This window comes from Bacillus sp. 123MFChir2 (assembly GCF_000383235.1).
Classification (GTDB): domain Bacteria; phylum Bacillota; class Bacilli; order Bacillales; family Bacillaceae_G; genus Bacillus_A.
The window spans coordinates 18,336-41,079 of record NZ_KB910963.1 but is presented as its reverse complement, the minus strand read 5'-3'; the positions used below and the strand labels follow the sequence as shown (position 1 = coordinate 41,079).

Here is a 22,744-nt window from a genome sequence, read left to right as displayed (position 1 = left end):
TACATTACTGCTTTTAAAAGCTCTTCTACGAATGGAAGTATTCCACCTATAAATTTTAAAACTGCCATTGCGATTTCCATATGATTTCCTCCTCTTTTTGAATATTAAGATGTGTTATTCTTTATACTCACATTATAGTAAGCGTTTACATTTTTATCAACACATTTTAATATGCAATATTGCATATTAAAATGTGTTTTAAATTCTCTTCTTTTTTTATGCGTTCATAGAAAGGTATCACCAGTATTTTGAAACAAAACATGCTAATGGTTAGTACCAGTGTTGCTGTAACCAGAGAAAAAATGATGATTTTGTATAGAAAAAAGTATTTTTACGTTTTTGCATAAATGTAAATCAGTTGCTGCACTCAAGACCTTTAACAATTAGATCTCTTTGTTCGAAAAAGATAAACAAAGACTTCAAAACCTTAACATAAATATAAAAAATAAAAACAATACTATTTCAAAACTTCCAATACCGTGTTCTTCAAGATTTGTACACCGTCTAATATACAAGATCGATCAAACGTCATGTGGGGATGGTGTAATCCTGGTTTTAAATTCGCACCTAGCCCTAGCATAACTGCCTTTAAATGAGGCTTTTTCACCGTATAATAATGAAAATCATCACTTCCAGCTGTGCGAAGCGGCGGGGTGCAGCCCTCTGCTCCATATGTTTGCAGAATCCCCTTACGAAGGAACTGTTCCGCTTCTTCTGATACCACCGCTCCAGGTACATAGTCGACCCAATCATACGAGATCTTTACACCCATTGATTCGGCTGATTGAATAACGCGTTCGATCTTTTTCTTTAACTCTTCCAACAATCCATTGTTTTCTGCTCGCACATCTAAAGCAAAATGTGCGTTCCCAGGGATGATATTTAAACTTTCACCGCCTGCTTGGCATCTCGTCATTTTAACAGAATAAGAAGATTGCGGCGAAAACCATATATTTTTTAATCCCATATTAATCATCGTAATGACATCAATTGCGTTTGTACCTTGATGTGGCCGTGCACCGTGAGCGTCAGTTCCAACGATGTGAGCTTCTAAAAAGTCAGCTGCTCCGTGCCGAATAGATGGAGCTGCTTGCTTCAATGATAATTCCTCTATTGGTCGCAAGTGAATGCCAAATAAGAAATCGACGTCATCCACAACGCCTTTCTCCACCATCTTCAGAGCGCCGCTACCCTTTTCTTCTGCAGGCTGGAAAATAAATCGAACGGTTCCTGTTTGCCAATTCGCTTGTTTTAACTGTAAAAGGAGTCCCATCACAATTGTCATATGCGCATCATGACCGCATGAATGATTTGCTTTAAACTCTCCATCCACTTCTTGCCATAATGCGTCCATATCACCTCGAACCGCAACAACCGGTTTCCCGCTCCCCATTTCTGCGATTACACCAGGACAATCATCAAATGTTTTATAAGAAATGCCTTCTGCCTCTAAAAACTTCGTAATATAAGCAGTCGTATTATACTCTTTCCAGCTCACTTCAGGATTCTCATGTAAATGTTGAAAAATCTCGCTTAACCGATCCTGCAAATCCATTTTTTTCACCGCTCTGCTCTCCCTTCTCGCATCGCAACCATTTATTCATAACAATCATGTTTCCCCAAAACATATTCAATATTCTTTTAAATGTCAAGAAATAAACACTGATAATTCACAATTGTCCTCACACTTATTTTTGAAATATAATATGAGAAAACAACGGAAGAGAAAATCACCTCAGCTATCTCATATTCACAAAAGCATTGTAAACAGAAAGGGGTCTTTTCATTGAAAATTACAGCGATTCATCTTTATGCCATTCGTTTGCCACTGCAAAATCCGTTTATTGTAAGCTACGGCACGTATCCTGATATGCCTTCTATTATTGTCAAACTCGAAACGGATGAAGGCATTGTCGGTTACGGAGAAGGCGTAGCTGACGAACATGTTACAGGCGAAACGTGGGAAAGCACCTTTCATATTATAAAACACACATTAGCTCCTGCTTTATTAAGAAAGAATCCAATGAATATCGAGAAAACACATGACATCATGAATCAAACCATTTACGGCGTACCTACTGCCAAAGCTGCGCTTGATATTGCTTGCTTTGACATAATGGGCAAAAAACTTGGCCAACCTGTGTATCAACTCATCGGCGGTCGCTACCATGAAGAATTCCCAATTACCCATGTATTAAGCATTGATTCTCCAGAAAACATGGTAAAAGAAGCGGCTTCTATGATAAATAAAGGATACCAATCCTTCAAAATGAAAGTCGGCACAGATGTCAAAAGAGATGTGGAAAGAATTGAAGCTGTACGTGAACGAGTCGGAAATGAGATCGCGATTCGCGTTGACGTAAACCAAGGCTGGAAAAACAGTGCGACAACATTAACTGCCTTACGTTCTCTAAAATATTTAGACATCGACTGGATTGAACAGCCTGTTATCGCCGACGACATAGACGCAATGGCTTACATTCGCTCCAAAACGGATCTTCCCCTTATGATAGACGAAGGATTAAAAGGGCCACGTGAAATGCACCAAATTATTCAAAAACAAGCAGCTGATAAAGTAAACATTAAACTAATGAAGTGCGGCGGAATCTATCCAGCTGTCAAACTAGCCCATCAAGCAGAACTAGCTGGAATAGAGTGTCAAATTGGTTCCATGGTCGAATCATCCGTTGCCTCTTCCGCTGGATTCCACGTCGCTTTCTCGAAAAAAATTATCACAAGCGTCGAACTAACAGGACCACTAAAATTCACAAAAGATATCGGAAACCTCTCTTATGATGTACCATTTATTCGCTTAACAGAAAAACCTGGACTAGGCGTTGATATCGATGAGAATGTACTCAACGAATTAACTGTTTTTCAAGATATTGTTCGCTAAAGGAGGCCACAGCATGAACATTCTATATGAAGGAACGTTGAAACAAACGGAGCAACCATTCAAAGTTGCACTATTATCTTTGCATCACACCGAGCAACTCTTATCCGTACAAAACGACGTCATTGAAGCGCTAGAAAACAAAGAAAACTTAAAGCCTCTTACATTAGAAGAATTTGAAAACATACTAAGCGGAAATGGTTTGATGATTGGTGCATTCGTAGACGAACAACTCATCGCCTTTCGCGCACTCTTAGTTCCGCCGCTTGATGAAGATCATTTAGGATTGGATATTGGATTAACGGGTGAGGAATTAGAACGTGTTATCTATCAAGAAGTTTCAAATGTTCATCCAGATTATCAAGGAAACGGACTTCAAAAAACATTGGCGAAAGTGATTATGGAGCAATTAAAACAGTCTGATCACAAATATGAGTATGTTTGCTGCACCGTTGCACCGTTTAATATTCCTAGTTTAAAAGATAAGTTTGCGCAAGGGATGGAGATTGCTGCGCTGAAGGAGAAGTATAGCGATCGATTGCGTTATGTGTTTGTGAAAGAGTTGCAGAGTGAGAGGGAAAAAGAATGGGTGAATGTAGAAAAGCTTCTTATGGGTGATATTGGTGGGCAGAAACGGTTGCTGGCAGAAGGGTATCGTGGGTACGAGATGGAGTTTCGTGGCGAGGAGTATTGGGTTTGGTTTGGGAAGTAGGGCAATAGTTACTACTTCCTGATACTTGACTAATTTTGCAATTTTGTTCATTTGGCTTGAATTAGGGAAGAATTTAGCATTTGATAAACGAGTAGAACAAATACTTATTTCAGCTTGTCAGAAATCAAACTGTACAACAGTTGAGATGTTGAAAAGCGCATAAAAAAGACCTCAACTAAGAGTCGATTGAGGTCGAAATATTAGTAAACTAAGTCATTTTTTAGCCCTTATTAAATTGTATTTGAATAATAGTGTTATTCCTAAGTTCATTAGAAAATGCACAACAAATGGTACTAAAATATTGTTTGTTTCAAAATATATCCAACCAAAAGTCAAACTTGGAACGCTTATATTTATTAGCATTATAGGCTTTTTGAAGTATTGAATATGAAAACCTAAGAATAATAAAGTAGTTGTTATAATTACAATCCATTGGTTCTCTATAAATATGAAAAGCAAATTTTGAATAATTCCTCTAAATAAAAGTTCTTCAAATAACGCTCCTAAAAACATAAAGGCAAAAATACTTAACAGTGAATAATTTTGATAACTCTTGTTTGTATCGTCAATGTATTTCGAGGGAATGTAAAGCGTTAAAATTACACCATACAAAAGTAGAGCAAACGAAGCAATACATATATTCATTATCATTCTGATCGGTTTATCGAATGATAAGAAATTTTGAATTGTGAGTACATCATTAACCATAAGAATAAAAATGACAGCCACGCAAATGAATGTAAAGGAAGAGAATACTAAAACAGCGTCTTTGGGGTTGAAATCTTTTTTTGGTTTCTTGGTTTTGTCTTTCATATTTTTCATATCTTACCTTCTTTCTTGTAACTTTAGAATAATCAAAACACCTTATATTCCCATAGTATCAGAAGGTATAATATCTACAAATAATTATTTAAAAAGCAACAATCTTTTAGAAAACAGCCAAAAGAAAAAAGAGAGCCATTTCGCTCCCTCCTTTCTATAACTTCGAACAGTTTCTTAAATAATACTGATAAAATAATTCATCGGACCAACCCATTCGATGCTTTAGCTCAGTTAAATATGCTAATAGAATAAAGGGACCATCTGAATTGAGCTCAAAAGAAACTCCTCTTTCTTGCAGATCATTTGCTAACAGAGTGATCATTTCCATATTTCCACTACGATAAATTTCCTCACCAGCAATAGAAACTTCCTTCGCAAATTTTAATAGACCTCTTTCATGCAATTTCGCTTTTTGTGATTCATAAATGCCATACGCACTGCTGAATAATACATCGATGTCCTTCAACGTAAGTGTTTCTTTTCCAATAAATAAATTTTGTGTTTCTTTTTCAAACACCCGAATAATTGGAATGTCCTCCTTTTTTTCCTTCAAAGCATGCAAAATACTCATGTAATACCATGATTGGTCACGTTTTCCACGCTTAAAACGCGACCATACTTGATCGTCTTCTCTTTCTACATCTTCTTGAATAGACCGTAAGTTATGTAATTTATCTGCGATGATTAAAGTAATCTCTTCATTCGAACGGTATGAAAGAGATTGGATAGTATGTTTTTTTCGTTCTTCCCATGACAATGATTTATCTGGCTCTGAAGCCACCTGAACCATCTTCAACACTTCTTCGCCAAAATGCTCGCACAGCTCAATCTCAGTTGTATTCGTATCTTCTAAAGTGTCGTGTAATACCCCCGCAGCAATCACTTCATCACGCTGCTTTGCCTGCTGTAAAATGAGTGCTACTCCAAATGGATGGATAATGTACGGAATATTAGTACCCTTGCGCATTTGGCCTTCGTGCTTAATAGCAGCAAACTGCATCGCTTTCTCAATTAATCTGCTCATGTACCTCATCTCCTTTATTTATATTCATAACATAAACACCACCCAGAATATAATCTTCCGAGCGGTGTTTGCTTCTCCAACCACTAAAGTCAAAAGTGCCCCTTCGTAAAGGGGCACTTTTAATTTATTTATTAACTTCTAACAAATCCCCCTGCTCCAGCCTTTTCATTACTCTCCTTTTGCTCTACCTTATAACGATCTCCACCTACAAATAAGGAAACAAGAAGCCCAATGATACCAGCTATTATTGCCAATATAACGCCGCGGTGCAACGCTGTTTCTAATGCCCCTCTCAGGAATTCTACTAACTGAGGAGGAATCTGTGTATGATTTTGCATCAAGATTTCTGGTTTTGCTAATTTCTCAATCTGATCAGCCGGTATTCTAGAGGATGTTGCAAAATCCACCATCTTTTCTTTTAAATCATTGTTCACAATAGTTGCTGTAATGGCAGCCTCCATCACACCACCAATACTTCTCCAGAACCCCACAACCGATGACACAATCCCCATATATTTCATATCGACGGATTGAGCGACGCACATAAGTGGTCCAAGAACAATCAGCCCCATCGTGGTCATGACAAGCGTTACTATTAACTTATGAATTGTTCAACCTTAATACATCCCCTGCTTCATTTTCCTTTTAGTAATCATACTCCCTAAGAACCAAAGTACAACAATCCAAGTAAGTAAATATATAAACTGACCTTTAAATTCTAATAGGTCATGTCCCTTTTCTATTCCTTGAACCAGCGTCATGTATGATTTTTGTGGTAAAACGTTACAAATCTTATTTAAAATTGTATTTTCCCCTGTAAAAGAAATATAGCAGCCTGATAATATACAAGTTATAACATAAATTCCACTGGCCACTACAGAGTAGTTATGTTCAATAATTGTTGCAATGAATAAAGCTAATGCCGTTGCGAGGGCACAAAGAATTCCAATTAATATCGCCAACATTCCATAACTAAATCCGATGTCTACATTAAAAACAACCTTTGTGATAACGAGCGCTAAATATGACGGTATATAAAGCCATAAGAATGTAAAAATCCCATGTGCAAAAATATATTGCCTTTCACTTACCGGCGCCGTTAATACACGTTTGAAGATTTTTTTATCCCTGTCCTCTGTATAAAGGGTTATCAATGCAACACCTTGCATGAAAAGGATCATTAAAATAAATCCTAAAACGTTTGTTCCAACACCTCTTTTTTCTTTTTCTACTTGCTTACTTTCTGAAATCTTACCTGTTTTAAAGAAGTTTTCTAGAATTTTTTCATCATTTTTGTTTTTTAAAGTTGTTATATCATAGTTGCCATTAGTTTTCTCTTCCACAATGGCAATATACTTTCCCGAAAGAAGCTCTGAAATGGCTGGTTTTTTATTGATTACATCAATTTTAATCCTATTATCTTTTGGAATGCTCTGTTCATTATTTGAAATAAAAGCTATGTTGCCCTTTATATCTGTTTTTCCCGTAAAAAATACCGCAAGTCCAATCATAATTGGAACAACTATAAACGCCACTATGATCACCACTTTCTGGGCTAAAATCCTATTAAAATTATTTTTAAATATGTGAATTACATTCATCATACATACTCCTCCGGCTTAAAAGTTATTTGACATACTATCATGCAAACGATCGAAGCAAACAGCAAAAAGGAAAGAGTAGGTATATACGTGCTGAAGTCATGGTCATAAATAACCTTAAAGGCACATTCTGTAACCCACTTTATTGGCGATATATAGGATATTTTCTCTATGATTTTCCCGAGACTTGCTATAGGGAAAAAGCTGCCACCAAAAAAGACAAACACTAATATTGGAATTTGCATGACTGAATTTGCAACTCCTTCATTTTTGAAAATACTACAGAACATTGTGCCGAGAGAACAGCCAAATAGTGTTAGCATATTCATTAACAGCATGATGTATAGAAGGTTTCCCTGCCCAAAATTAATGTGAAGGAGATATTGACCTACAAACAATATGACACTGTATGAAATAGTGCCTAACATGTAAGTAGAGATTAATTTGGATAAATATATTTCTGTTTTAGAAACTGGTGCATATGTAATGCGGGTATTCCCCATCTTAACCTTTTCTTCCATAAACGTATTCGTAGCTGTCATGGCAATCAATAATGCGGTAAAAATCATCATCGTGACTCCGTAATAATCATAGGAACTTATCGGCCCTGAACCATAGCCACCTTTTGCTGCGAACCCCATAACTCCTATGAGTATAAATGGGAATATCGTATTGGTAATTAGCAATGCTGGATTTCTAAGGATATTCATAAAATCAAATTTTATTATTTTTATAAAGTTCATCTATGTATCCCCCCTAATCCCTTAAACTTCTTCCTGTCAATTCTAAAAAAGTAGTTTCTAAAGATGCCTCTTTACTGCTCATGCTTTCAATTTCACAACCACTCGCTAACATTAAAGATATAATGCCATTTAGATTATCATTGGATTTCCCAGCAGTTATCTCAAGCATATTCTCAAGTAATTTAACCTTCGTTATCCCATTCATTTCATACAACTGCTGTTCATTTAATCTATTTAAATCTTTAACACAAAAATAATAAGTAATTTCATCACTCACTTGTTGGTTTAATTCTTCTTTTGTCCCCTCTGCAATAATCTTTCCCTCGTTCATAATAATAATTCGATCACAAATTGCTTCCACTTCTTCCATGTAGTGTGTGGAATAGATAACCGTTGCGCCTCTATTTTTCAATGTTTTAATTGATTCTAAAATATGATTTCTTGATTGAGGATCAATACCCACTGTCGGCTCATCCATGATAATAAGTTGTGGCTGATGGGCAATTGCACAAGCAATATTTAATCGTCGTTTCATACCGCCTGAAAAGGTCTTGGGCTTATCGTCTTTTTTTTCATAAAGCCCTACTAGTTCCAAAGCCTCCTTGACCATACTCTCTAGTTGTTTTCCTTTTACTTTATAAAGACTTGCAAAAAAACGTACATTTTTCTCGGCAGAAATTTCTTCATAAATTGCTAAATCCTGAGGAACAATTCCAATCCCCTGTTTTATCGGTTTTACATCTTTTCTTAAATCATGCCCCAAAATCGTTATTTCGCCATTATCAGCTGCTAATACAGTAGCCAAAATATTTATAGTTGTACTTTTCCCTGCCCCATTCGGACCTAATAATCCAAGGATTTCCCCCTTATTAACTACAAAATTGATTCCATCAACAGCTTTTTTTTCATGATAATTTTTTTCTAGTTTTTCGACCGTAACAATACTGTTCATTTTTTCATCCCTCTCATTTAGACAATATAATGTCTAAATGAACAATATCACAATAATTTCAATTGGTCAATATACTGTCTATTTTAACCTGGATGCCGTCACCTATTATAAATACCAATTGGAAAACCAACAGCCGACTCGTTTTAGGAGGGAGCATTACCACCAGCAAATAGCAGGAGTTACATGTAGGAAAATCAAAACGCACTTAAATTTAACAAAATTAAAAAGTCATAAACTTAATTATGACTTCTTCGTTTCTTTACTATATTTCTATCTTTTCTCATTTCTAGAATGGCTTCTTCGTCTTTCAAATTCCTTTAATAGTCTCGCCTCTACGTCCTTCACATCTTCATTCATTTCTAATTCAACTTCTTCTTCAAAGCCATCTTGCTCCTCACCGTCAAAGGAATACAGCCTCTTCAATAACCTCCACAATATTTCCATTTCTTCAGTTGTGAAATCTTCAAAAAGATCTAGAAAAAAGTTAATTCCACCTTCAGCACATTCCACTGCTACTTGTTTTCCAGCTTCCGTAATTTTAACATTAACAGCCCGTTTATCCTTTTGACTTGGCACAGTCGTAACATATCCTTTATTTTCTATAATCGTTATCAGCTGTTTCACACTCTGTTTCGTGGTACCTAACTTTTTAGCAATATTGTTGATTGTTGTTTCATCTTCCGGCAAATGAGCTATTGCGATCATTGTCATATACTGTCGTGATGTTAATTTGTCATAGTATTTATCGCCTTGTACCTGAAGCTTATTTGCAAGAGAAAAAAGTGTTCCATAAGTTTGCTGCATTAAAAATAGCTCTCTATAAGTGTCCATCATATTTCCTTTCTTCTTAGACATTATATTGTTTAAAATGATAATAACATAACATGCTAAACAGTCATTTTCCAACTTGATAATGCTAACCAGTTCTCCATTTCCTTATAATCAGGCATTATCTTCCCAACAAGACGCCAAAAAGATCGATCATGATTTAAATGAACCATATGACACATTTCATGAACAACTACATAATCAATTACCCTTGGCGGTGCCATTGCTAGCTTCCAATTAAACGTTAGCTGTAGATTTGAATCACAAGTACCCCATGTACGATTACTATCTGAAATACGAATGGAACGCGGTTTTGTTTTAAAGTTACTTTGATGCGCTTTAATACTCTTCTCTACTAATGCCTTGCACTGCTTATAGTAAAATCTTTTTAAAGCTTGCTGGATTTTCTCATCCTTTAGCTCTTTCACATAAATATGTAGCTTATCTCCTTCAAAAACTGCATTGTCTTGCTCAATACTTGCATCTTGAGAAATCTGTATCGGATACGTGCTTCCTAAATACAGAAATCCCTCTCCTTGATCATAAGCCTTTTCCTGAGGGCCAAGCATTCTCTCCTGCATTTCCTTACGTGTTTTCTGGATCCAATCCCACTTTTCCTCTAACAATTGGATTATGTATTCCACAGGTGTCCCTTTCGGAGCTTGCACTTCCACATTCCCGTAAGAATCTACATAAAGACGTACTGATTTTTTCTTCTTATAAGTTATATGAAAATTAATTGTCTCACCTAAATATGCATGTATCATTTCATCACCTAGCGTATTTGTTCATAATTATTTTATAAATAAAAAAGAGTAGGCTACAAAACATCCTACTCTATCTATTATATCATTTACTGCTTCAACATAAATGTTACAACGCTTATTCCTTAACCTCTATACTTTACAGCTAATCCCTTTACGAAATTCCTTGCGTATCTATCGCCGCACTCTTTGTAATTCTTATGGCCTTTCTTTCTTAATAGAGCGCCTAACTCTCCTTTTGTCACCTTAACTCCTACGCTGTCTAATATATCAAGTACATCTTCACTCGTTAATGAAAGTGCTATTTTCATTTTCTTTAGAAGAAGGTTATTAGCACTCTCATTACTCTGTAAAGGCATCGCCTGTCCAGCTGGTTGCCCTGGTTTCGGATCTTGCTTTCCTCTTTTTAAAGTAATAAATCCATTTAAAAATGACTCTAACATCATCATATCGCATGTTAATACGTAATCATCTTCGACTACATCAGCATTTTCAGCTTCATGTTGTGGACTTTTCTTTACTTTTGTAAGCATATCAACTACTTCTTCTTTTGTTACTTCCATGCCACCAAGTTTAAAGATTTCCACCATATCTATATCTTTTATATCCATAGCATATCTTACTCTTTTTAATATATCGTTGTTGCTCATTGCCATTGTTAGTCCTCCTGGAATGTTAAATATAGTAATGCTTTTAGCATGTATAAATTAATGTCGTTAAATTAATACTTTAACATTTTAGAGGTAGGTTTTATAGTCTTATCCGACCTTTTCTCCATCATTGTATCTATGGATCGCTTACGTGTTTGTTGTATGCCTATAAAAAGATTTCCCTCGTAACATTAACTAAAAGAAAAAACAGTGCTTTGATTTCTCAAATACACTGTTCTTTTTCAGCTTTACGCTTATTTTAAACTCAACCAAATCACACACTACACATACATTGATGCAATTCATTTCCCATCTAACTCTTTAAGGGTTACACTGTTTCACTATCCCCAGCCTCATCAACACTCTCTTCAAACTTATCAAGCAATGCACGCACTTCATCTGTTGATTTCGTGTTCATCAATTGATTTCTTAATTCAGCAGCTCCATGGAATCCTTTAACATAAATTTTGAAAAAGCGATGAAGCCCTGTGATTGAACGTGGCAGTACTTCCGCATATTGATCTTGAAGATCAAGCTGTAGTCTTAAAAGGTCAAGGTGTTCTTTACTGCTATGCTCTCTCGGCTCTTTTTCAAAAGCAAACGGATTTTTAAAGATACCTCGTCCGATCATAACGCCATCAATACCGTACTTTTCAGCAAGTTCCATTCCAGTTTGACGATCAGGGATGTCTCCATTGATTGTTAGTAGCGTATTTGGTGCAGTGCGATCACGTAATTTTTTGATCTCCGGAATTAGCTCCCAATGTGCATCTACTTGGCTCATTTCCTCTCTTGTACGTAAATGAATAGAAAGGTTCGCAATATCCTGTTTTAAAATATGCGTTAACCAATCCTCCCACTCATTTAACTCTTTAAAGCCAAGTCGTGTTTTCACACTGACAGGTAGTCCACCCGCTTTTGCTGCTTGAATAAGTTCTGCCGCAACGTCTGGACGCAGAATAAGGCCACTACCTTTCCCTCTCGATGCCACATTCGGTACAGGGCAGCCCATATTAATATCGATACCTTTAAATCCTAGCTCTGCCATGCCTATACTCATTTGACGGAAATATTCGGGATTGTCCCCCCAAATATGTGCCACCAGTGGCTGTTCATCTTCTGTAAAAACCAAACGGCCACGCACACTTTTTATACCCTCTGGATGACAATAGCTATCCGAGTTTGTAAACTCTGTGAAAAATACATCCGGTCGACCAGCTTCACTTACTACGTGACGAAAAACAACATCTGTCACATCTTCCATTGGTGCAAGTACAAAAAATGGTCGTGGTAAATCACGCCAAAAATTATCTATCATTTCAAACTCAAATCCTCTCGTTGTGAAAATCGGCAATGTTTATTTTAACTAAAATCAGCCTTGAATGGTATTTTATAAACAAAAAAGCAGATGGTATAGATTTTTTCTACATCAACTGCTCTTTTATTATACCAACTTAAGCCAAGCCACACACTCCACATGCGTAGTATGCGGGAACATATCCACAGGCTGAACCTCCTGCGTCTTATATCCACCTTCTTCAAGCACCTTCAAATCACGAGCAAGTGTCGCCGGGTTACATGATACATACACAACACGTTTTGGCTTCATGTCGATGATTGTGTTTAATAGTGCTTCATCGCAGCCTTTACGAGGCGGGTCCACTACAATCGTGTCGGCAATGATACCTTGTTTGTACCAGTTTGGGATGACTACTTCCGCTTCTCCTACGCCGAATTCGACGTTTGTCATGTTGTTTAATTCTGCGTTTCGGTTTGCGTCTTCGATTGCTTCTGGGACGATTTCAACGCCGTATACTTTTTTTGCTTTTTGCGCTAGGAATAAAGAGATTGTTCCGATGCCGCAATAGGCGTCGATGACCGTTTCGTTTCCATCTAGTTTTGCGTACTCTAGTGCTTTGTCATAGAGCACTTTCGTTTGCGCCGGGTTTACTTGATAGAAAGAACGTGCTGAAATGGCAAATTTAATATCACCAATAAAGTCATAAATATATTCTGATCCGTATAGGACTGTTGTTGCGTTGCCGAAAATGACGTTTGTCCGTTTGTTGTTAACGTTTTGGACGATCGATTTTACGCTTGGGAACTTCGCTGTAATTTCTTCGATGATTGCCTGTTTGTTTGGAAGTTCTGCCGTACGTGTAATAAAGACTAGCATGATTTCCCCTGTGACTTGTCCGTAGCGAGCCATAACGTGACGAAGTGTGCCTTTGTGGCGTTCTTCGTTGTACGCTGTTATGCCGTGCTTTTCACAAATGCGTTTTACTTCTTGAATTAATGTATCGTTTTCTTCTGCTTGGATTAAGCATGTTTCCATGTTAATGATGTCATGCGTTCCTTGGCGATAAAAACCAGCGACAAGTCCGCCTTCACGTTCGCCAATTGGTACTTGCGCTTTGTTTCGATATACCCATGGATTTTCCATACCAAGGACAGGATGAACCGACACATCATGTAGTCCGCCAATGCGCTGCATTACGCCCTGCACTTGTTTTTCTTTTGCTTGTAGTTGTCCTTCATATGTTAAATGCTGCAGCTGACAACCTCCGCAATGGTTATATACTGGACATTCTGCGTCTTTACGATATGGACTTTCTTTACGAATCTTCATTAAACGACCAAAGGCAAAATTCTTTTTCACTTTAATAATTTTAATTTGCGCTTCTTCACCTGGTAATCCGTTTTTGACAAAAATAGGATAGCCTTCTACTTTCGCAACACCGGCACCGTCATGTGTTAAATCTTCAAATACTACATCTATAAACTCGTTTTTTTCAACTGGTGGCGTCATTATGTTAACCATTTTTCGACCTCTCTTTTTTCATAACACTGCGTTACATTTTACCATATTCCCTCGCTCTTTAGCCATTGGAAGAAAAAATCTATTGACGACAATTCTTTATAAATGATACGCTACTACTAATTGCATACGGATGGTGTTACCTCATATATACTTGATGATATGGATCGAGAGTCTCTACCTGGCAACCGGAAATTGCTGGACTATGGGGGAAACTAATGAATATTAGCTTTTTTTGTATATATAAAGACTCATATTGATTAGCTTTCTCGCATAGAAGGAAGCCGATCTTTATGGGTCTTTTTTTATTTTTATTTTAAAGGTCAGACATCATACGTATGACTTAAAATCTTTGAGGGTACCACCTCTATTTACTTAACAGCATCTGAAAGGAGCAAATTTTGTGCACTATGTAATGAGTATTATCGGCATCCTTGCCGTATTAGGAATTTGTTTCGCTTTCTCTACCAACAGAGCAAAAGTGAATTTCCGCGCTATTATTATTATGCTTGTTTTCCAAATTTTAATTGGTTGGTTTGTATTTGGAACAAAGGCTGGTCAGCAAATCATCGTTTTTATCGGTCAAGTCTTCAATAGATTAATTAAACTTGGTACGACAGGCGTGGATTTCTTATTTAACGGCATTCATAAAGATTTTGTCTTTTTCTTTAATGTATTATTAATTATCGTCTTTTTCTCTGCACTACTTTCTATTTTTAGTTATCTCGGCATTTTACCTTTTATCGTTCGCGCTTTCGGCGGTGCGATTTCAAAGATTACAGGTTTGCCGCGTGTGGAATCGTTCCACGCTGTAAACTCGGTCTTCTTTGGATCAAGTGAAGCTTTACTTGTTATTAAAAATGACCTGCAGCATTTTAATGCAAACCGTATGTTTATCATTTGCTGTTCGGCAATGAGTTCTGTATCAGCTTCTGTCACAGCATCTTATGTGATGATGTTAGATACAAAATACGTATTAGTAGCCTTGCCGCTAAACTTATTCTCTAGTCTTATCGTTTGTTCATTATTAACACCAGTTGATACAGCACAAGAGGATGAAAAGCTCCAAAAGTTCGATAAAAATATGTTTGGCAACAGCTTAATCGATGCAATGATTAACGGTGCATTAGACGGTTTAAAAGTAGCTGGAATTGTTGCAGCATTAATGATTGCTTTTATCGGTGTCATGGAAGTTGTAAACTTCGTAATTTCTTCTGCTTCAGGTGCAATTGGTCATAGAATTACATTACAACAAATCTTCGGCTACATTCTTTCACCATTTGCTTTCTTAATGGGAATTCCAGCACATGATGTTATTTCTGCTGGTGGTATTATGGGAACAAAGATTGCATTAAACGAATTCGTTGCGATTTTAGATTTAAAGAAAATCATGACAACATTATCCCCGCGCACAGTTGGGATTGTGACAGTATTCTTAATTAGCTTTGCAAGCATTAGCCAAATCGGCGCAATCGTTGGTACAATTCGTGCTCTATCTGAAAAACAAGGGAGCGTTGTATCACGCTTTGGTTGGAAACTCCTTTGCGCTTCCACATTAGCTTCTATTTTATCTGCGACAATTGCGGGATTATTCATTTAACTATACAGACGGCTTCCTATTCCCAAAAGTAGGAAGCCATCTCTTTTACATACAAACAGAGGCAAACTACACCAAAGGATAGCTTGCCTCTATTATATAAATACAAGTTGATTTTTTAACATATAAGTCGCTGATATGCAGAACAAAACATGGCCGCTACTTGCTTTCTACCTTTGTTTTAAACTTTGCACGTGGCAGAAAAAGTCCCTGACCGTTTCTACGCACGGCCAGTTTCTCTGGTCTCCTTCCCTAAAAAAGGTGGTTTTTATGTCATTTTTTCAATTTGTATTTATATAGATAAGTGATTTCTATTAAAAATTATTAACTTCTATAATTTTTTGTTGTATTAACCATTTTTTAAATTCAATTGAACCTAATTCATAATCTAAATCATTTGTATGAAGTGAAAAAATTTTAACGCCATATTTTTCATAATATTGCTCTTTATACTTTTTAGGAATTTTTAAATTGTAACTTTCAAAATCAAAAAATACGTCCCAAGTATTCGTTTGATTTTTTTTATATGCAATTGCTTCAAAATCATATCCTTGTTCGTAATAACCTAAATGCAAATGATATTTTGAATCATATATAGAATTCATAACAACATTCCCTTTACTTTTAGTTAAAGATAATAATGTTTTTTCATATTAGAAGCAACATAATAATATATTTACTTTTTTATTGTTGCTTGTTTCTCTTTTTCAGAATTACAAGATCTCCCCTGGTTGCTGCATTGCTGCCATGCAAAATACACCATGACCACTACTTGCCTTCTCCTTTTTGTTTTAAACGTCGCACGTGGCAGAAAAAGTCCCTGACCGTTTCTATGCACGGCCAGGTGCTCTCATCCTCGCATAAAAAAAGAAAGAGGGTTTTTATGTCGATTTTTCAATATAATTGATTCATTTAAGTGTATACATTTATTATCTCTTATTCGTTGTATAAGTATAGGGAGGACAAATGATGAAAAAAGAAGATATACTCGCCTCCTACCTTATCAGTTTAGGAGAGGAAGTGTTCAATCTATTACTAGCGAAAGGAGCCAAAAAAGAAGATGCTGAAGATATAATTCAAAACACTTTTTACAAAGTATATACACTGTTAGATGATCTAACAGTGAGCAATATACGTCCGTGGTTTTTTAGAGTCGCACTCAATGAATATATTGACTCAAAAAGAAAAAAGGAGCAGCAGAACATCTACTTAACCGAAGAAATTTATGTAAAGCTCCAATATACAGACAGCGAATTTGACGCCATTTTAAATAAAGATGAGATTTTCTATTTATTAAAAGACATCAAAAAAGACTACAAAGAAGCTTTCTTTTTAAAGTATTACTATGATTTTTCATATGAAGAAATTGCAATTATTTTGGACGTTAAAGTAAACAGTATAAAGCAAAAATTATATCGTGCCCGTAAATCTATTCACTCAAAAATAGGAGGAAAACATTAATGGACACTTCGTTAAAAGATGCTTTAAAAAAAGCTAAACGAAAACAATTACTAAAAATCATCATTACTTCAATTATTGTTGTGCCTATTCTATTACTAATCTTTTATAAAACTGGAAATTACTTTGCGGCGAAAAGTTCTACAAGACTTCACAAACAACTCTTTTTACATAATGAAATTGCCGAACCTAATGTCAAAATCAACTCTCAAGTTACAAGTAACTCCTCCATGTTTGGTGGTAACATTGTAACGAATCGTTCTAAAAATATTAATGGTTATTTAGTACAATGGAGCACACTTACAAGTTCGTATGATTGGCTTCGCGTTAATATCGATCACAACGAGTTAATACCAGGATTTTATTGGTCTGATACAGAGTTCTACGAGTATGATAAACAAACAAAGAAGAAAGTTGCGACATTTTATCATCCATCTATTAAAAAGTACTATGATGGTGTACAAAATGAACTAGGTGAAATTTCACAAATGGAAAATCACGTTGCGGAAGTTGCAATTTCTTTCGATCAGCCTTATACATTACAAGAAATCCAAGCAAAAATTCCCGATAATTTAAACATCGTATGGTTGTATATGACATCAAAAATTGTAGATGAAAGCAAAGGCCCTATGGGTATGCCTGTTTATGGATTCAATCCATCTGATTCACCGAAAAAGGCATACGATAGCTTTATTGATGCATTAAAAAAATATGATACAGATAGTAGTGACGAAACAATCCAGAAGTTTTTAAAATCAAATAAAAATAAACAGTTCGATGAGGTAAAAATTTTAGGAGTAATGTTGACTGGTCAAACACAAAATTTTAAATCCTTAGAAAATCAAGGTTTCATTCGTGGTGCTTCTGTAGGGGCTACTGCACAAATCGTTCCTTATATTAAACCAAAGAAATAATAAGCAAGAGACCAGATGAACATTTGGTCTCACTTTGTTAAAAAAGATTATATCAACGAAAATGCCAAATTTTTTTGGCACTTTCGTTGATTTGTATTTGTTTTATAAAGTAGTTTTTTCTATAATTTGATGTGTTAGATGTAAACCAACTCGCTTAAGTGAGCGAAGTTTGGTCCATTTTTTAAGTTTTGTATGATGGCCGTCATTAAAACTTGTGTTTTAACTTTTTGAACTCCACGGTATCGCGCATAGCGCAAACCGTGGAGTTCTTTACTATGGGCGAACAGAACGAAGAATTTCCCCTCTCATGGACTCCTCGTTTACTTGTTTAAAATAATAATGACAACGCTGCGATGTTCTTTTGTGATAAAACTTTGCAATAGAACCGATCAGCATTTGTCTAGAAAAATTCCCCAAACAAATCTTTGGTATATATAATAACTTTATAGATATAACTAACATTCTATTTATGTGAAAAAATTGAAAAGAGGTGGCACTTTGAACAAATGGGTTATATTATCTCTATCATGTGTACCTTTCGCTCTTCTAACTGTATGGAATGAAGTTACATTAGAAATAGGTGGCTCAGCAAATATTTTTTGGAAAATCGGGATATTTGCACCGCTTGCAGGGGCTATATTTGCAGCTGGGGCTAGTAAGACTTATCAACACGTTATACTTACAATGTTTAATTTAAGTTACTATATTGGGTTTATATTGTATGCAATATATGAATAAAACTCCAAATTCATAACAATGACGTTTGCTGATCTTCTTATGTAATTAACGGGATGGCAAACAGAGAAACTTTGTTTTCATTTTTTCTACATATAGTTACTGCTATGTAGAGCAGCTGCCCCCTTAAACAGAAAGAAGCTTTTATGTTATTTTTTAACTGATATAAAAACATCCGCCTAATAAATCACAAAAATTCAGTATCCTTGCCGTAATTAACCAAAAAAGGATATTCCCCTCTTCATTCGAGAGTGATATGATTAACAAGGATATAATACACAATAGAAGGATGGATATGATGAAGAAATACGCACTATTGGCTTTACTTTCTTCTACTATTCTCGTAGGCTGCAACACTAGTGTAACTAGTGATAAACAAAAAAAAGAGGCAGCTACCGAGAAGCAAAAAGAGACGAAAAAAGCGGAAGCGAAAACAGTAGCCGTTCCTTTAACACAAGGGAATGTAACATGGGAGCCCTTTGCACCTGATGCAAAAAACACTGTGCTCTATATGAACAATTTAAAGGATGCGTTTACAGAAGTACAATACCACGTTTGGCGCACTGCTGATGGCCCTGAAAGCAAACAAACATTTTCCTCAAAGGAAAAAGAACATAACTTTGCTTTCCCATTCCACTTAAAATCTTTCAATTTGAAACGCGGAGAATATCAAATTGAAACAACAGGATTAAAAGAAGATGGCACACAAGTACCTCTTGCGAAATCTACAATTACATTCCAACAATCTGTACCAATTCTAATGTATCATGCAATTGAAAAATACTCTGGACCAGGTGACGGTGAGTTAGGGTTGTATGTACCGCCAGAACAGTTTGAATCACATATGAAATACTTAAAAGATAACGGGTATACATTGCTGACTTTTGAACGTTGGGGTGATATCAATCGTGTTAATAAACCTGTCTTTATTACGCTAGATGACGGGCGCAAAAATAATATGAATGCCCTTAGAATTTTACAAGGTTTAAAGGATGATAAATTCCAACCAGCAGCGACAGAGTTTATCGTTGCCAATGACATCGATGCACAAAATCGTCTTTCAAAAGATGAAATTAAAGAGATGGCGAATTCCGGTATTTTCTCTATCCAATCGCACACATCTACTCATGCGATGATGGCTTTTTCAAACAATTATGATGAAGAGTTACGAGTTTCAAAAGAGAAAATCCAAAGTCTTACTGGTCAGAAGATCATTGCTCTTGCGTATCCAGTAGGTTCTTATAACGATCAAGCTGTTGCAGAAACAAAAAAATATTACGAATTTGCCGTAACAACAGATCATGGCAATCATCTGACAAAAGGTTTACCGAACGAGCAATATTTAATTAAACGCCATTTTGTCGGACCTAAAACAACAATGGGCGAATTTAAAGCATTGGTAAGAGAGCGCAATTAACGATATATACATTCAACTTAGAAACCTTACATAAAACCCTCTTCCTTTTAGCTGGGCGAGAGCAACTGGCCATGCGTAGAAGCAGTCAGGGCCTTTTTCTGCCACATGCGATGTTCAAACAAAGAGAAGAAGAAAGTATCAGATTACTTTTTGTTTGGCATGGCGGCGACCTTTGTATTGGAAAGTCAACTTGTATTCATATAAATACAAGTTCCTACCGCATAACAACGACTTATATGTGGAAAAATGAATTTATATATTGTAAGGCTGTTTTTATGAACAAAGCAGCCTCTTCTTATACTTTGATTAAAGGATGCTTATACTATGAAAAAATATATTTCTACTATACTACTCTCTACTATGTTCATCGCTGGTTGTAGTAATTCGACGCAAACAGAACCGAAAAAAGAAGCGACAGCCTCTAAACAGCAGACAGCTAAGAAAACAGAAGAGAAAGTACAGCCGCAAGGATCCATTTCGTGGAATCCACTTACACATGAATCAACAAATACTGTTATCTATACAAAAGATGTAAAAGATCCCCTGCTAGAAGTGCAATATAAAATTTGGCGCACCGCTGATGGAAAAGAAAGTATAAAAACATTTTCTTCTAAAGAAAAAGAAAATCATTTTTCTTTACCGTTTGATCTGAAAGAGTTTGAAGGTAAGCACGGGGAATATCAAATTGAAGCAAGTGGTGTAAAAGAAGACGGAAAAACGATTCCACTTACAAAATCAGCAATTGTGTTTCAACAGCATGTACCGATTCTCATGTATCATGCGATCGATGATTATAAAGAAGGCGACGGTATTAAAGACCTATTTGTCTCCCCCGCCAACTTTGAAGCGCAAATGAAGTATTTAAAAGATAACGGCTATACACTTCTAACTTTTGAACGTTGGAACGACATTAACAAAGTGAACAAGCCAATTTTCGTTACATTTGATGATGGGATGAAAAATAATCTAAATGCGTTTCATATTTTACAAAAGCTGAAAGATGACAAATTTAAACCAACTGCAACGGAGTATATGATTACTGATTCTATCGATACAGAAGGTTCTCTATCTACAGCTGATATAAAAGAAATGGTAAACTCCGGCATATTCTCTGTTCAATCTCATACAGCAACACATGCAGATTTACCAAAAACCACAAACTATGAAGCTGAGCTAAAAGGTTCGAAGGAGAAACTGGAAAAAGTTACTGGAAAACCTGTTATTGCGATTGCTTATCCATTTGGCCATGTAAATGACCAAGTTGTTGCCGAAACGAAAAAGTATTATCAATTTGCGACAACAACGAAACCTGGACAATTCATTACAAAAGGTGAAGCAGATGAGTTATTACGCATGAAACGTGTCCGCATTCATAACAACACGACTGTAGAACAGTTTAGTTTAGCAATTAAATAAGAAAACAGACCCCGATAGTAATCGGGGTCTGTTTATAAATTCAGAATTTTCCTGTATTATAGATATAAGAAATATTTAAACAAAGGAGAATACATATGTCATTTGAGCAAACGTTAGAAAAATATGCTTCACTAGCAGTAAATATCGGAGTTAATATTCAACCGGGACAAACGTTAAGTATTGGTGCACCAATTGAAGCTGCCCCGTTCGTTCGTCTTGTTACAAAAAAAGCTTATGAATCCGGAGCAAAGCATGTATACGTTGACTTTGTAGATGAGCAATTATCACGCTTAAAATTTGATTTAGCACCAGAAGAAGCGTTTGCTGAATTCCCTGCTTGGAAAGCACGCGCACGTGAAGAACTAGCAGAAGAAGGCGCAGCATTTATGTCTATTTACGCCGAAAATCCTGATTTATTAAAAGGTGTAGATCCAAAACGTATTGCAAGCGCAAACCGAGCAGCTGGGGAAGCAATGAAAAAAGTTCGCGAATATATGCAAGCTGATAAAGTAAGCTGGTGTGTAATTTCTGTTCCAACAGTAGAATGGGCAGCAAAAGTATTCCCAGATGTACCGAAAGAAGAGCAAGTAGCAAAATTATGGGATGCGATTTTCCAAGCTACTCGTGCGAATTTAGAAAACCCTGTTGAAGCATGGAACGAACATAACGATAACTTACATACGAAAGTACACTATTTAAACGATAAACATTACAAAGCGCTATCCTACAAAGGACCAGGCACAGATTTAACAATCGAGCTTCCTGAAAAGCATTTATGGGTTGGTGCTGGCAGCGTTAACGAAAAGAATGTACCATTCATGGCAAACATTCCAACTGAAGAAGTATTTACAATGCCTTTAAAAACAGGCGTAAATGGCTATGTAACAAGTAAAAAGCCATTAGTTTATGCCGGAAATGTGATTGATAAATTCACACTTACATTTGAAAATGGGCGCATTGTAGACGCTAAAGCTGAAGTTGGCGAAGAAACATTAAAACACTTAGTCGAAACAGATGAAGGTTCTCACTTCTTAGGAGAAGTTGCATTAGTACCGCATGATTCACCTATTTCAAATACAAACATTTTGTTCTACAATACACTATTTGACGAAAATGCATCTTGCCATTTAGCAATCGGTAATGCCTATGCCTTTAACTTAGACGGCGGTAAAACAATGTCAAAAGAAGAACTTGCAGAAAACGGTGCAAACTCTAGTATTACACACGTAGACTTTATGATTGGCTCCGGCGAACTAGATATTGATGGTATTACAGCAGATGGTACTCATGAGCCAATTTTCCGTAAAGGGAATTGGGCTCTTTAATAAAAATAAAGAAGGGAGCAGAATCAAAAGAGATATAGATGTCTTTTGATTCTGCTCCCTTCTTATATGTTCACT

Annotated in this window: 22 protein-coding genes, 2 pseudogenes and 1 riboswitch; of the genes and pseudogenes, 10 read left to right on the top strand and 14 right to left on the bottom strand. The window is 36.1% G+C overall.

The window, feature by feature from the left end:
• Positions 1 to 457: 457 nt before the first annotated feature.
• On the bottom strand, positions 458 to 1,564 hold the full coding sequence (locus tag H280_RS0117720) for a M20 peptidase aminoacylase family protein (protein ID WP_020062474.1): 1,107 nt from the start codon (positions 1,562 to 1,564) through the stop codon (positions 458 to 460).
• Between the two features lie 222 nt (positions 1,565 to 1,786).
• Between H280_RS0117720 and H280_RS0117715 the strand changes: the two genes are divergently transcribed.
• The 3 genes and pseudogenes from H280_RS0117715 to H280_RS26585 all read left to right on the top strand — a co-directional run.
• Complete coding sequence (locus H280_RS0117715) at positions 1,787 to 2,896, top strand: mandelate racemase/muconate lactonizing enzyme family protein (protein WP_020062473.1); 1,110 nt, start codon at positions 1,787 to 1,789, stop codon at positions 2,894 to 2,896.
• A 13-nt stretch (positions 2,897 to 2,909) separates the two neighbouring features.
• A complete protein-coding gene (locus tag H280_RS0117710; RefSeq protein WP_020062472.1) occupies positions 2,910 to 3,605 on the top strand; it encodes a GNAT family N-acetyltransferase in 696 nt (231 codons plus the stop codon).
• 22 nt (positions 3,606 to 3,627) lie between these two features.
• Positions 3,628 to 3,768, top strand: a pseudogene (locus tag H280_RS26585) (IS1595 family transposase); the annotation flags it as partial.
• Positions 3,769 to 3,818: 50 nt separating this feature from the next.
• Here H280_RS26585 and H280_RS0117705 read toward each other — a convergent pair.
• From H280_RS0117705 to rlmD, 11 genes are all read right to left on the bottom strand, one after another.
• Positions 3,819 to 4,427, bottom strand: coding sequence for a CPBP family intramembrane glutamic endopeptidase (locus tag H280_RS0117705; protein WP_020062471.1), 609 nt, complete (start codon positions 4,425 to 4,427; stop codon positions 3,819 to 3,821).
• A gap of 154 nt (positions 4,428 to 4,581) precedes the next feature.
• Positions 4,582 to 5,451 (bottom strand): HD domain-containing protein, encoded by an 870-nt coding sequence (locus H280_RS23805; RefSeq protein WP_020062470.1) that lies wholly within the window; start codon positions 5,449 to 5,451, stop codon positions 4,582 to 4,584.
• A gap of 131 nt (positions 5,452 to 5,582) precedes the next feature.
• A complete protein-coding gene (locus H280_RS0117695; protein ID WP_028411292.1) occupies positions 5,583 to 6,032 on the bottom strand; it encodes a hypothetical protein in 450 nt (149 codons plus the stop codon).
• A 36-nt stretch (positions 6,033 to 6,068) separates the two neighbouring features.
• Entirely contained in the window at positions 6,069 to 7,055 is a 987-nt protein-coding gene (locus H280_RS0117690; protein WP_020062468.1) for an ABC transporter permease, read from the bottom strand.
• A complete protein-coding gene (locus H280_RS0117685; RefSeq protein ID WP_020062467.1) occupies positions 7,052 to 7,795 on the bottom strand; it encodes an ABC transporter permease in 744 nt (247 codons plus the stop codon). The genes H280_RS0117690 and H280_RS0117685 overlap by 4 nt, the downstream gene beginning before the upstream one ends.
• Positions 7,796 to 7,808: 13 nt before the next feature.
• Positions 7,809 to 8,747: an ABC transporter ATP-binding protein gene (locus H280_RS0117680; RefSeq protein ID WP_020062466.1), complete on the bottom strand. Its 939-nt coding sequence runs from the start codon at positions 8,745 to 8,747 to the stop codon at positions 7,809 to 7,811.
• Positions 8,748 to 9,017: 270 nt separating this feature from the next.
• Positions 9,018 to 9,578, bottom strand: coding sequence for a MarR family winged helix-turn-helix transcriptional regulator (locus tag H280_RS0117675; RefSeq protein ID WP_028411290.1), 561 nt, complete (start codon positions 9,576 to 9,578; stop codon positions 9,018 to 9,020).
• 56 nt (positions 9,579 to 9,634) lie between these two features.
• Positions 9,635 to 10,342: a M48 family metallopeptidase gene (locus H280_RS0117670; RefSeq protein WP_020062464.1), complete on the bottom strand. Its 708-nt coding sequence runs from the start codon at positions 10,340 to 10,342 to the stop codon at positions 9,635 to 9,637.
• A gap of 122 nt (positions 10,343 to 10,464) precedes the next feature.
• Complete coding sequence (locus H280_RS0117665; protein ID WP_020062463.1) at positions 10,465 to 10,995, bottom strand: DUF1456 family protein; 531 nt, start codon at positions 10,993 to 10,995, stop codon at positions 10,465 to 10,467.
• Positions 10,996 to 11,317: 322 nt separating this feature from the next.
• A complete protein-coding gene (locus H280_RS0117660; protein ID WP_020062462.1) occupies positions 11,318 to 12,307 on the bottom strand; it encodes a tRNA dihydrouridine synthase in 990 nt (329 codons plus the stop codon).
• Positions 12,308 to 12,433: 126 nt separating this feature from the next.
• Positions 12,434 to 13,810, bottom strand: coding sequence for a 23S rRNA (uracil(1939)-C(5))-methyltransferase RlmD (gene rlmD, locus H280_RS0117655; RefSeq protein WP_020062461.1), 1,377 nt, complete (start codon positions 13,808 to 13,810; stop codon positions 12,434 to 12,436).
• A 121-nt stretch (positions 13,811 to 13,931) separates the two neighbouring features.
• A riboswitch (purine riboswitch) is annotated at positions 13,932 to 14,033 on the top strand.
• Positions 14,034 to 14,210: 177 nt separating this feature from the next.
• Here rlmD and H280_RS0117650 point away from each other — a divergent pair.
• The gene (locus H280_RS0117650) at positions 14,211 to 15,407 is read left to right on the top strand and encodes a NupC/NupG family nucleoside CNT transporter (protein WP_020062460.1); all 1,197 of its coding nucleotides are present in this window, start codon (positions 14,211 to 14,213) and stop codon (positions 15,405 to 15,407) included.
• Between the two features lie 311 nt (positions 15,408 to 15,718).
• Here the strand turns inward: H280_RS0117650 and H280_RS0117645 are convergent, their stop codons facing one another.
• The gene (locus tag H280_RS0117645; RefSeq protein ID WP_020062459.1) at positions 15,719 to 16,009 is read right to left on the bottom strand and encodes a DUF3986 family protein; all 291 of its coding nucleotides are present in this window, start codon (positions 16,007 to 16,009) and stop codon (positions 15,719 to 15,721) included.
• Positions 16,010 to 16,373: 364 nt separating this feature from the next.
• Between H280_RS0117645 and H280_RS0117640 the strand changes: the two genes are divergently transcribed.
• Both H280_RS0117640 and H280_RS0117635 read left to right on the top strand, forming a co-directional pair.
• Entirely contained in the window at positions 16,374 to 16,865 is a 492-nt protein-coding gene (locus H280_RS0117640; RefSeq protein WP_020062458.1) for an RNA polymerase sigma factor, read from the top strand.
• Positions 16,865 to 17,776 (top strand): sigma factor regulator N-terminal domain-containing protein, encoded by a 912-nt coding sequence (locus H280_RS0117635; RefSeq protein WP_020062457.1) that lies wholly within the window; start codon positions 16,865 to 16,867, stop codon positions 17,774 to 17,776. The genes H280_RS0117640 and H280_RS0117635 overlap by 1 nt, the downstream gene beginning before the upstream one ends.
• A 134-nt stretch (positions 17,777 to 17,910) precedes the next feature.
• On the opposite strand, the pseudogene H280_RS25275 reads toward H280_RS0117635, so the two are convergent.
• A pseudogene (locus H280_RS25275) lies at positions 17,911 to 18,060 on the bottom strand (transposase); the annotation flags it as partial.
• 214 nt (positions 18,061 to 18,274) lie between these two features.
• Here H280_RS25275 and H280_RS0117630 point away from each other — a divergent pair.
• The 4 genes from H280_RS0117630 to H280_RS0117615 all read left to right on the top strand — a co-directional run bounded on the left by H280_RS0117630 (position 18,275) and on the right by H280_RS0117615 (position 22,669).
• A complete protein-coding gene (locus H280_RS0117630) occupies positions 18,275 to 18,514 on the top strand; it encodes a hypothetical protein (RefSeq protein ID WP_020062456.1) in 240 nt (79 codons plus the stop codon).
• Positions 18,515 to 18,809: 295 nt separating this feature from the next.
• Entirely contained in the window at positions 18,810 to 19,928 is a 1,119-nt protein-coding gene (locus tag H280_RS0117625; RefSeq protein WP_028411289.1) for a polysaccharide deacetylase family protein, read from the top strand.
• A 324-nt stretch (positions 19,929 to 20,252) separates the two neighbouring features.
• Positions 20,253 to 21,344 carry a polysaccharide deacetylase family protein gene (locus H280_RS0117620; protein WP_020062454.1) on the top strand — a complete coding sequence of 364 codons (1,092 nt, stop codon included), beginning with the start codon at positions 20,253 to 20,255 and terminating at the stop codon, positions 21,342 to 21,344.
• Between the two features lie 95 nt (positions 21,345 to 21,439).
• Positions 21,440 to 22,669, top strand: coding sequence for an aminopeptidase (locus H280_RS0117615; protein ID WP_020062453.1), 1,230 nt, complete (start codon positions 21,440 to 21,442; stop codon positions 22,667 to 22,669).
• Positions 22,670 to 22,744: the final 75 nt, after the last annotated feature.

Coding starts and splice junctions, on each gene's coding strand:
- H280_RS0117710 (WP_020062472.1), top strand. CDS start 2,910: ATGAACATTCTATATGAAGGAACGTTGAAACAAACGGAGCAACCATTC.
- H280_RS0117705 (WP_020062471.1), bottom strand. CDS start 4,427: ATGAAAAATATGAAAGACAAAACCAAGAAACCAAAAAAAGATTTCAAC.
- H280_RS23805 (WP_020062470.1), bottom strand. CDS start 5,451: ATGAGCAGATTAATTGAGAAAGCGATGCAGTTTGCTGCTATTAAGCAC.
- H280_RS0117695 (WP_028411292.1), bottom strand. CDS start 6,032: ATGACCACGATGGGGCTGATTGTTCTTGGACCACTTATGTGCGTCGCT.
- H280_RS0117690 (WP_020062468.1), bottom strand. CDS start 7,055: ATGATGAATGTAATTCACATATTTAAAAATAATTTTAATAGGATTTTA.
- H280_RS0117685 (WP_020062467.1), bottom strand. CDS start 7,795: ATGAACTTTATAAAAATAATAAAATTTGATTTTATGAATATCCTTAGA.
- H280_RS0117680 (WP_020062466.1), bottom strand. CDS start 8,747: ATGAACAGTATTGTTACGGTCGAAAAACTAGAAAAAAATTATCATGAA.
- H280_RS0117675 (WP_028411290.1), bottom strand. CDS start 9,578: ATGGACACTTATAGAGAGCTATTTTTAATGCAGCAAACTTATGGAACA.
- H280_RS0117670 (WP_020062464.1), bottom strand. CDS start 10,342: ATGATACATGCATATTTAGGTGAGACAATTAATTTTCATATAACTTAT.
- H280_RS0117665 (WP_020062463.1), bottom strand. CDS start 10,995: ATGGCAATGAGCAACAACGATATATTAAAAAGAGTAAGATATGCTATG.
- H280_RS0117660 (WP_020062462.1), bottom strand. CDS start 12,307: ATGATAGATAATTTTTGGCGTGATTTACCACGACCATTTTTTGTACTT.
- rlmD (WP_020062461.1), bottom strand. CDS start 13,810: ATGGTTAACATAATGACGCCACCAGTTGAAAAAAACGAGTTTATAGAT.
- H280_RS0117645 (WP_020062459.1), bottom strand. CDS start 16,009: ATGAATTCTATATATGATTCAAAATATCATTTGCATTTAGGTTATTAC.
- H280_RS0117640 (WP_020062458.1), top strand. CDS start 16,374: ATGAAAAAAGAAGATATACTCGCCTCCTACCTTATCAGTTTAGGAGAG.
- H280_RS0117635 (WP_020062457.1), top strand. CDS start 16,865: ATGGACACTTCGTTAAAAGATGCTTTAAAAAAAGCTAAACGAAAACAA.
- H280_RS0117625 (WP_028411289.1), top strand. CDS start 18,810: ATGAAGAAATACGCACTATTGGCTTTACTTTCTTCTACTATTCTCGTA.
- H280_RS0117620 (WP_020062454.1), top strand. CDS start 20,253: ATGAAAAAATATATTTCTACTATACTACTCTCTACTATGTTCATCGCT.
- H280_RS0117615 (WP_020062453.1), top strand. CDS start 21,440: ATGTCATTTGAGCAAACGTTAGAAAAATATGCTTCACTAGCAGTAAAT.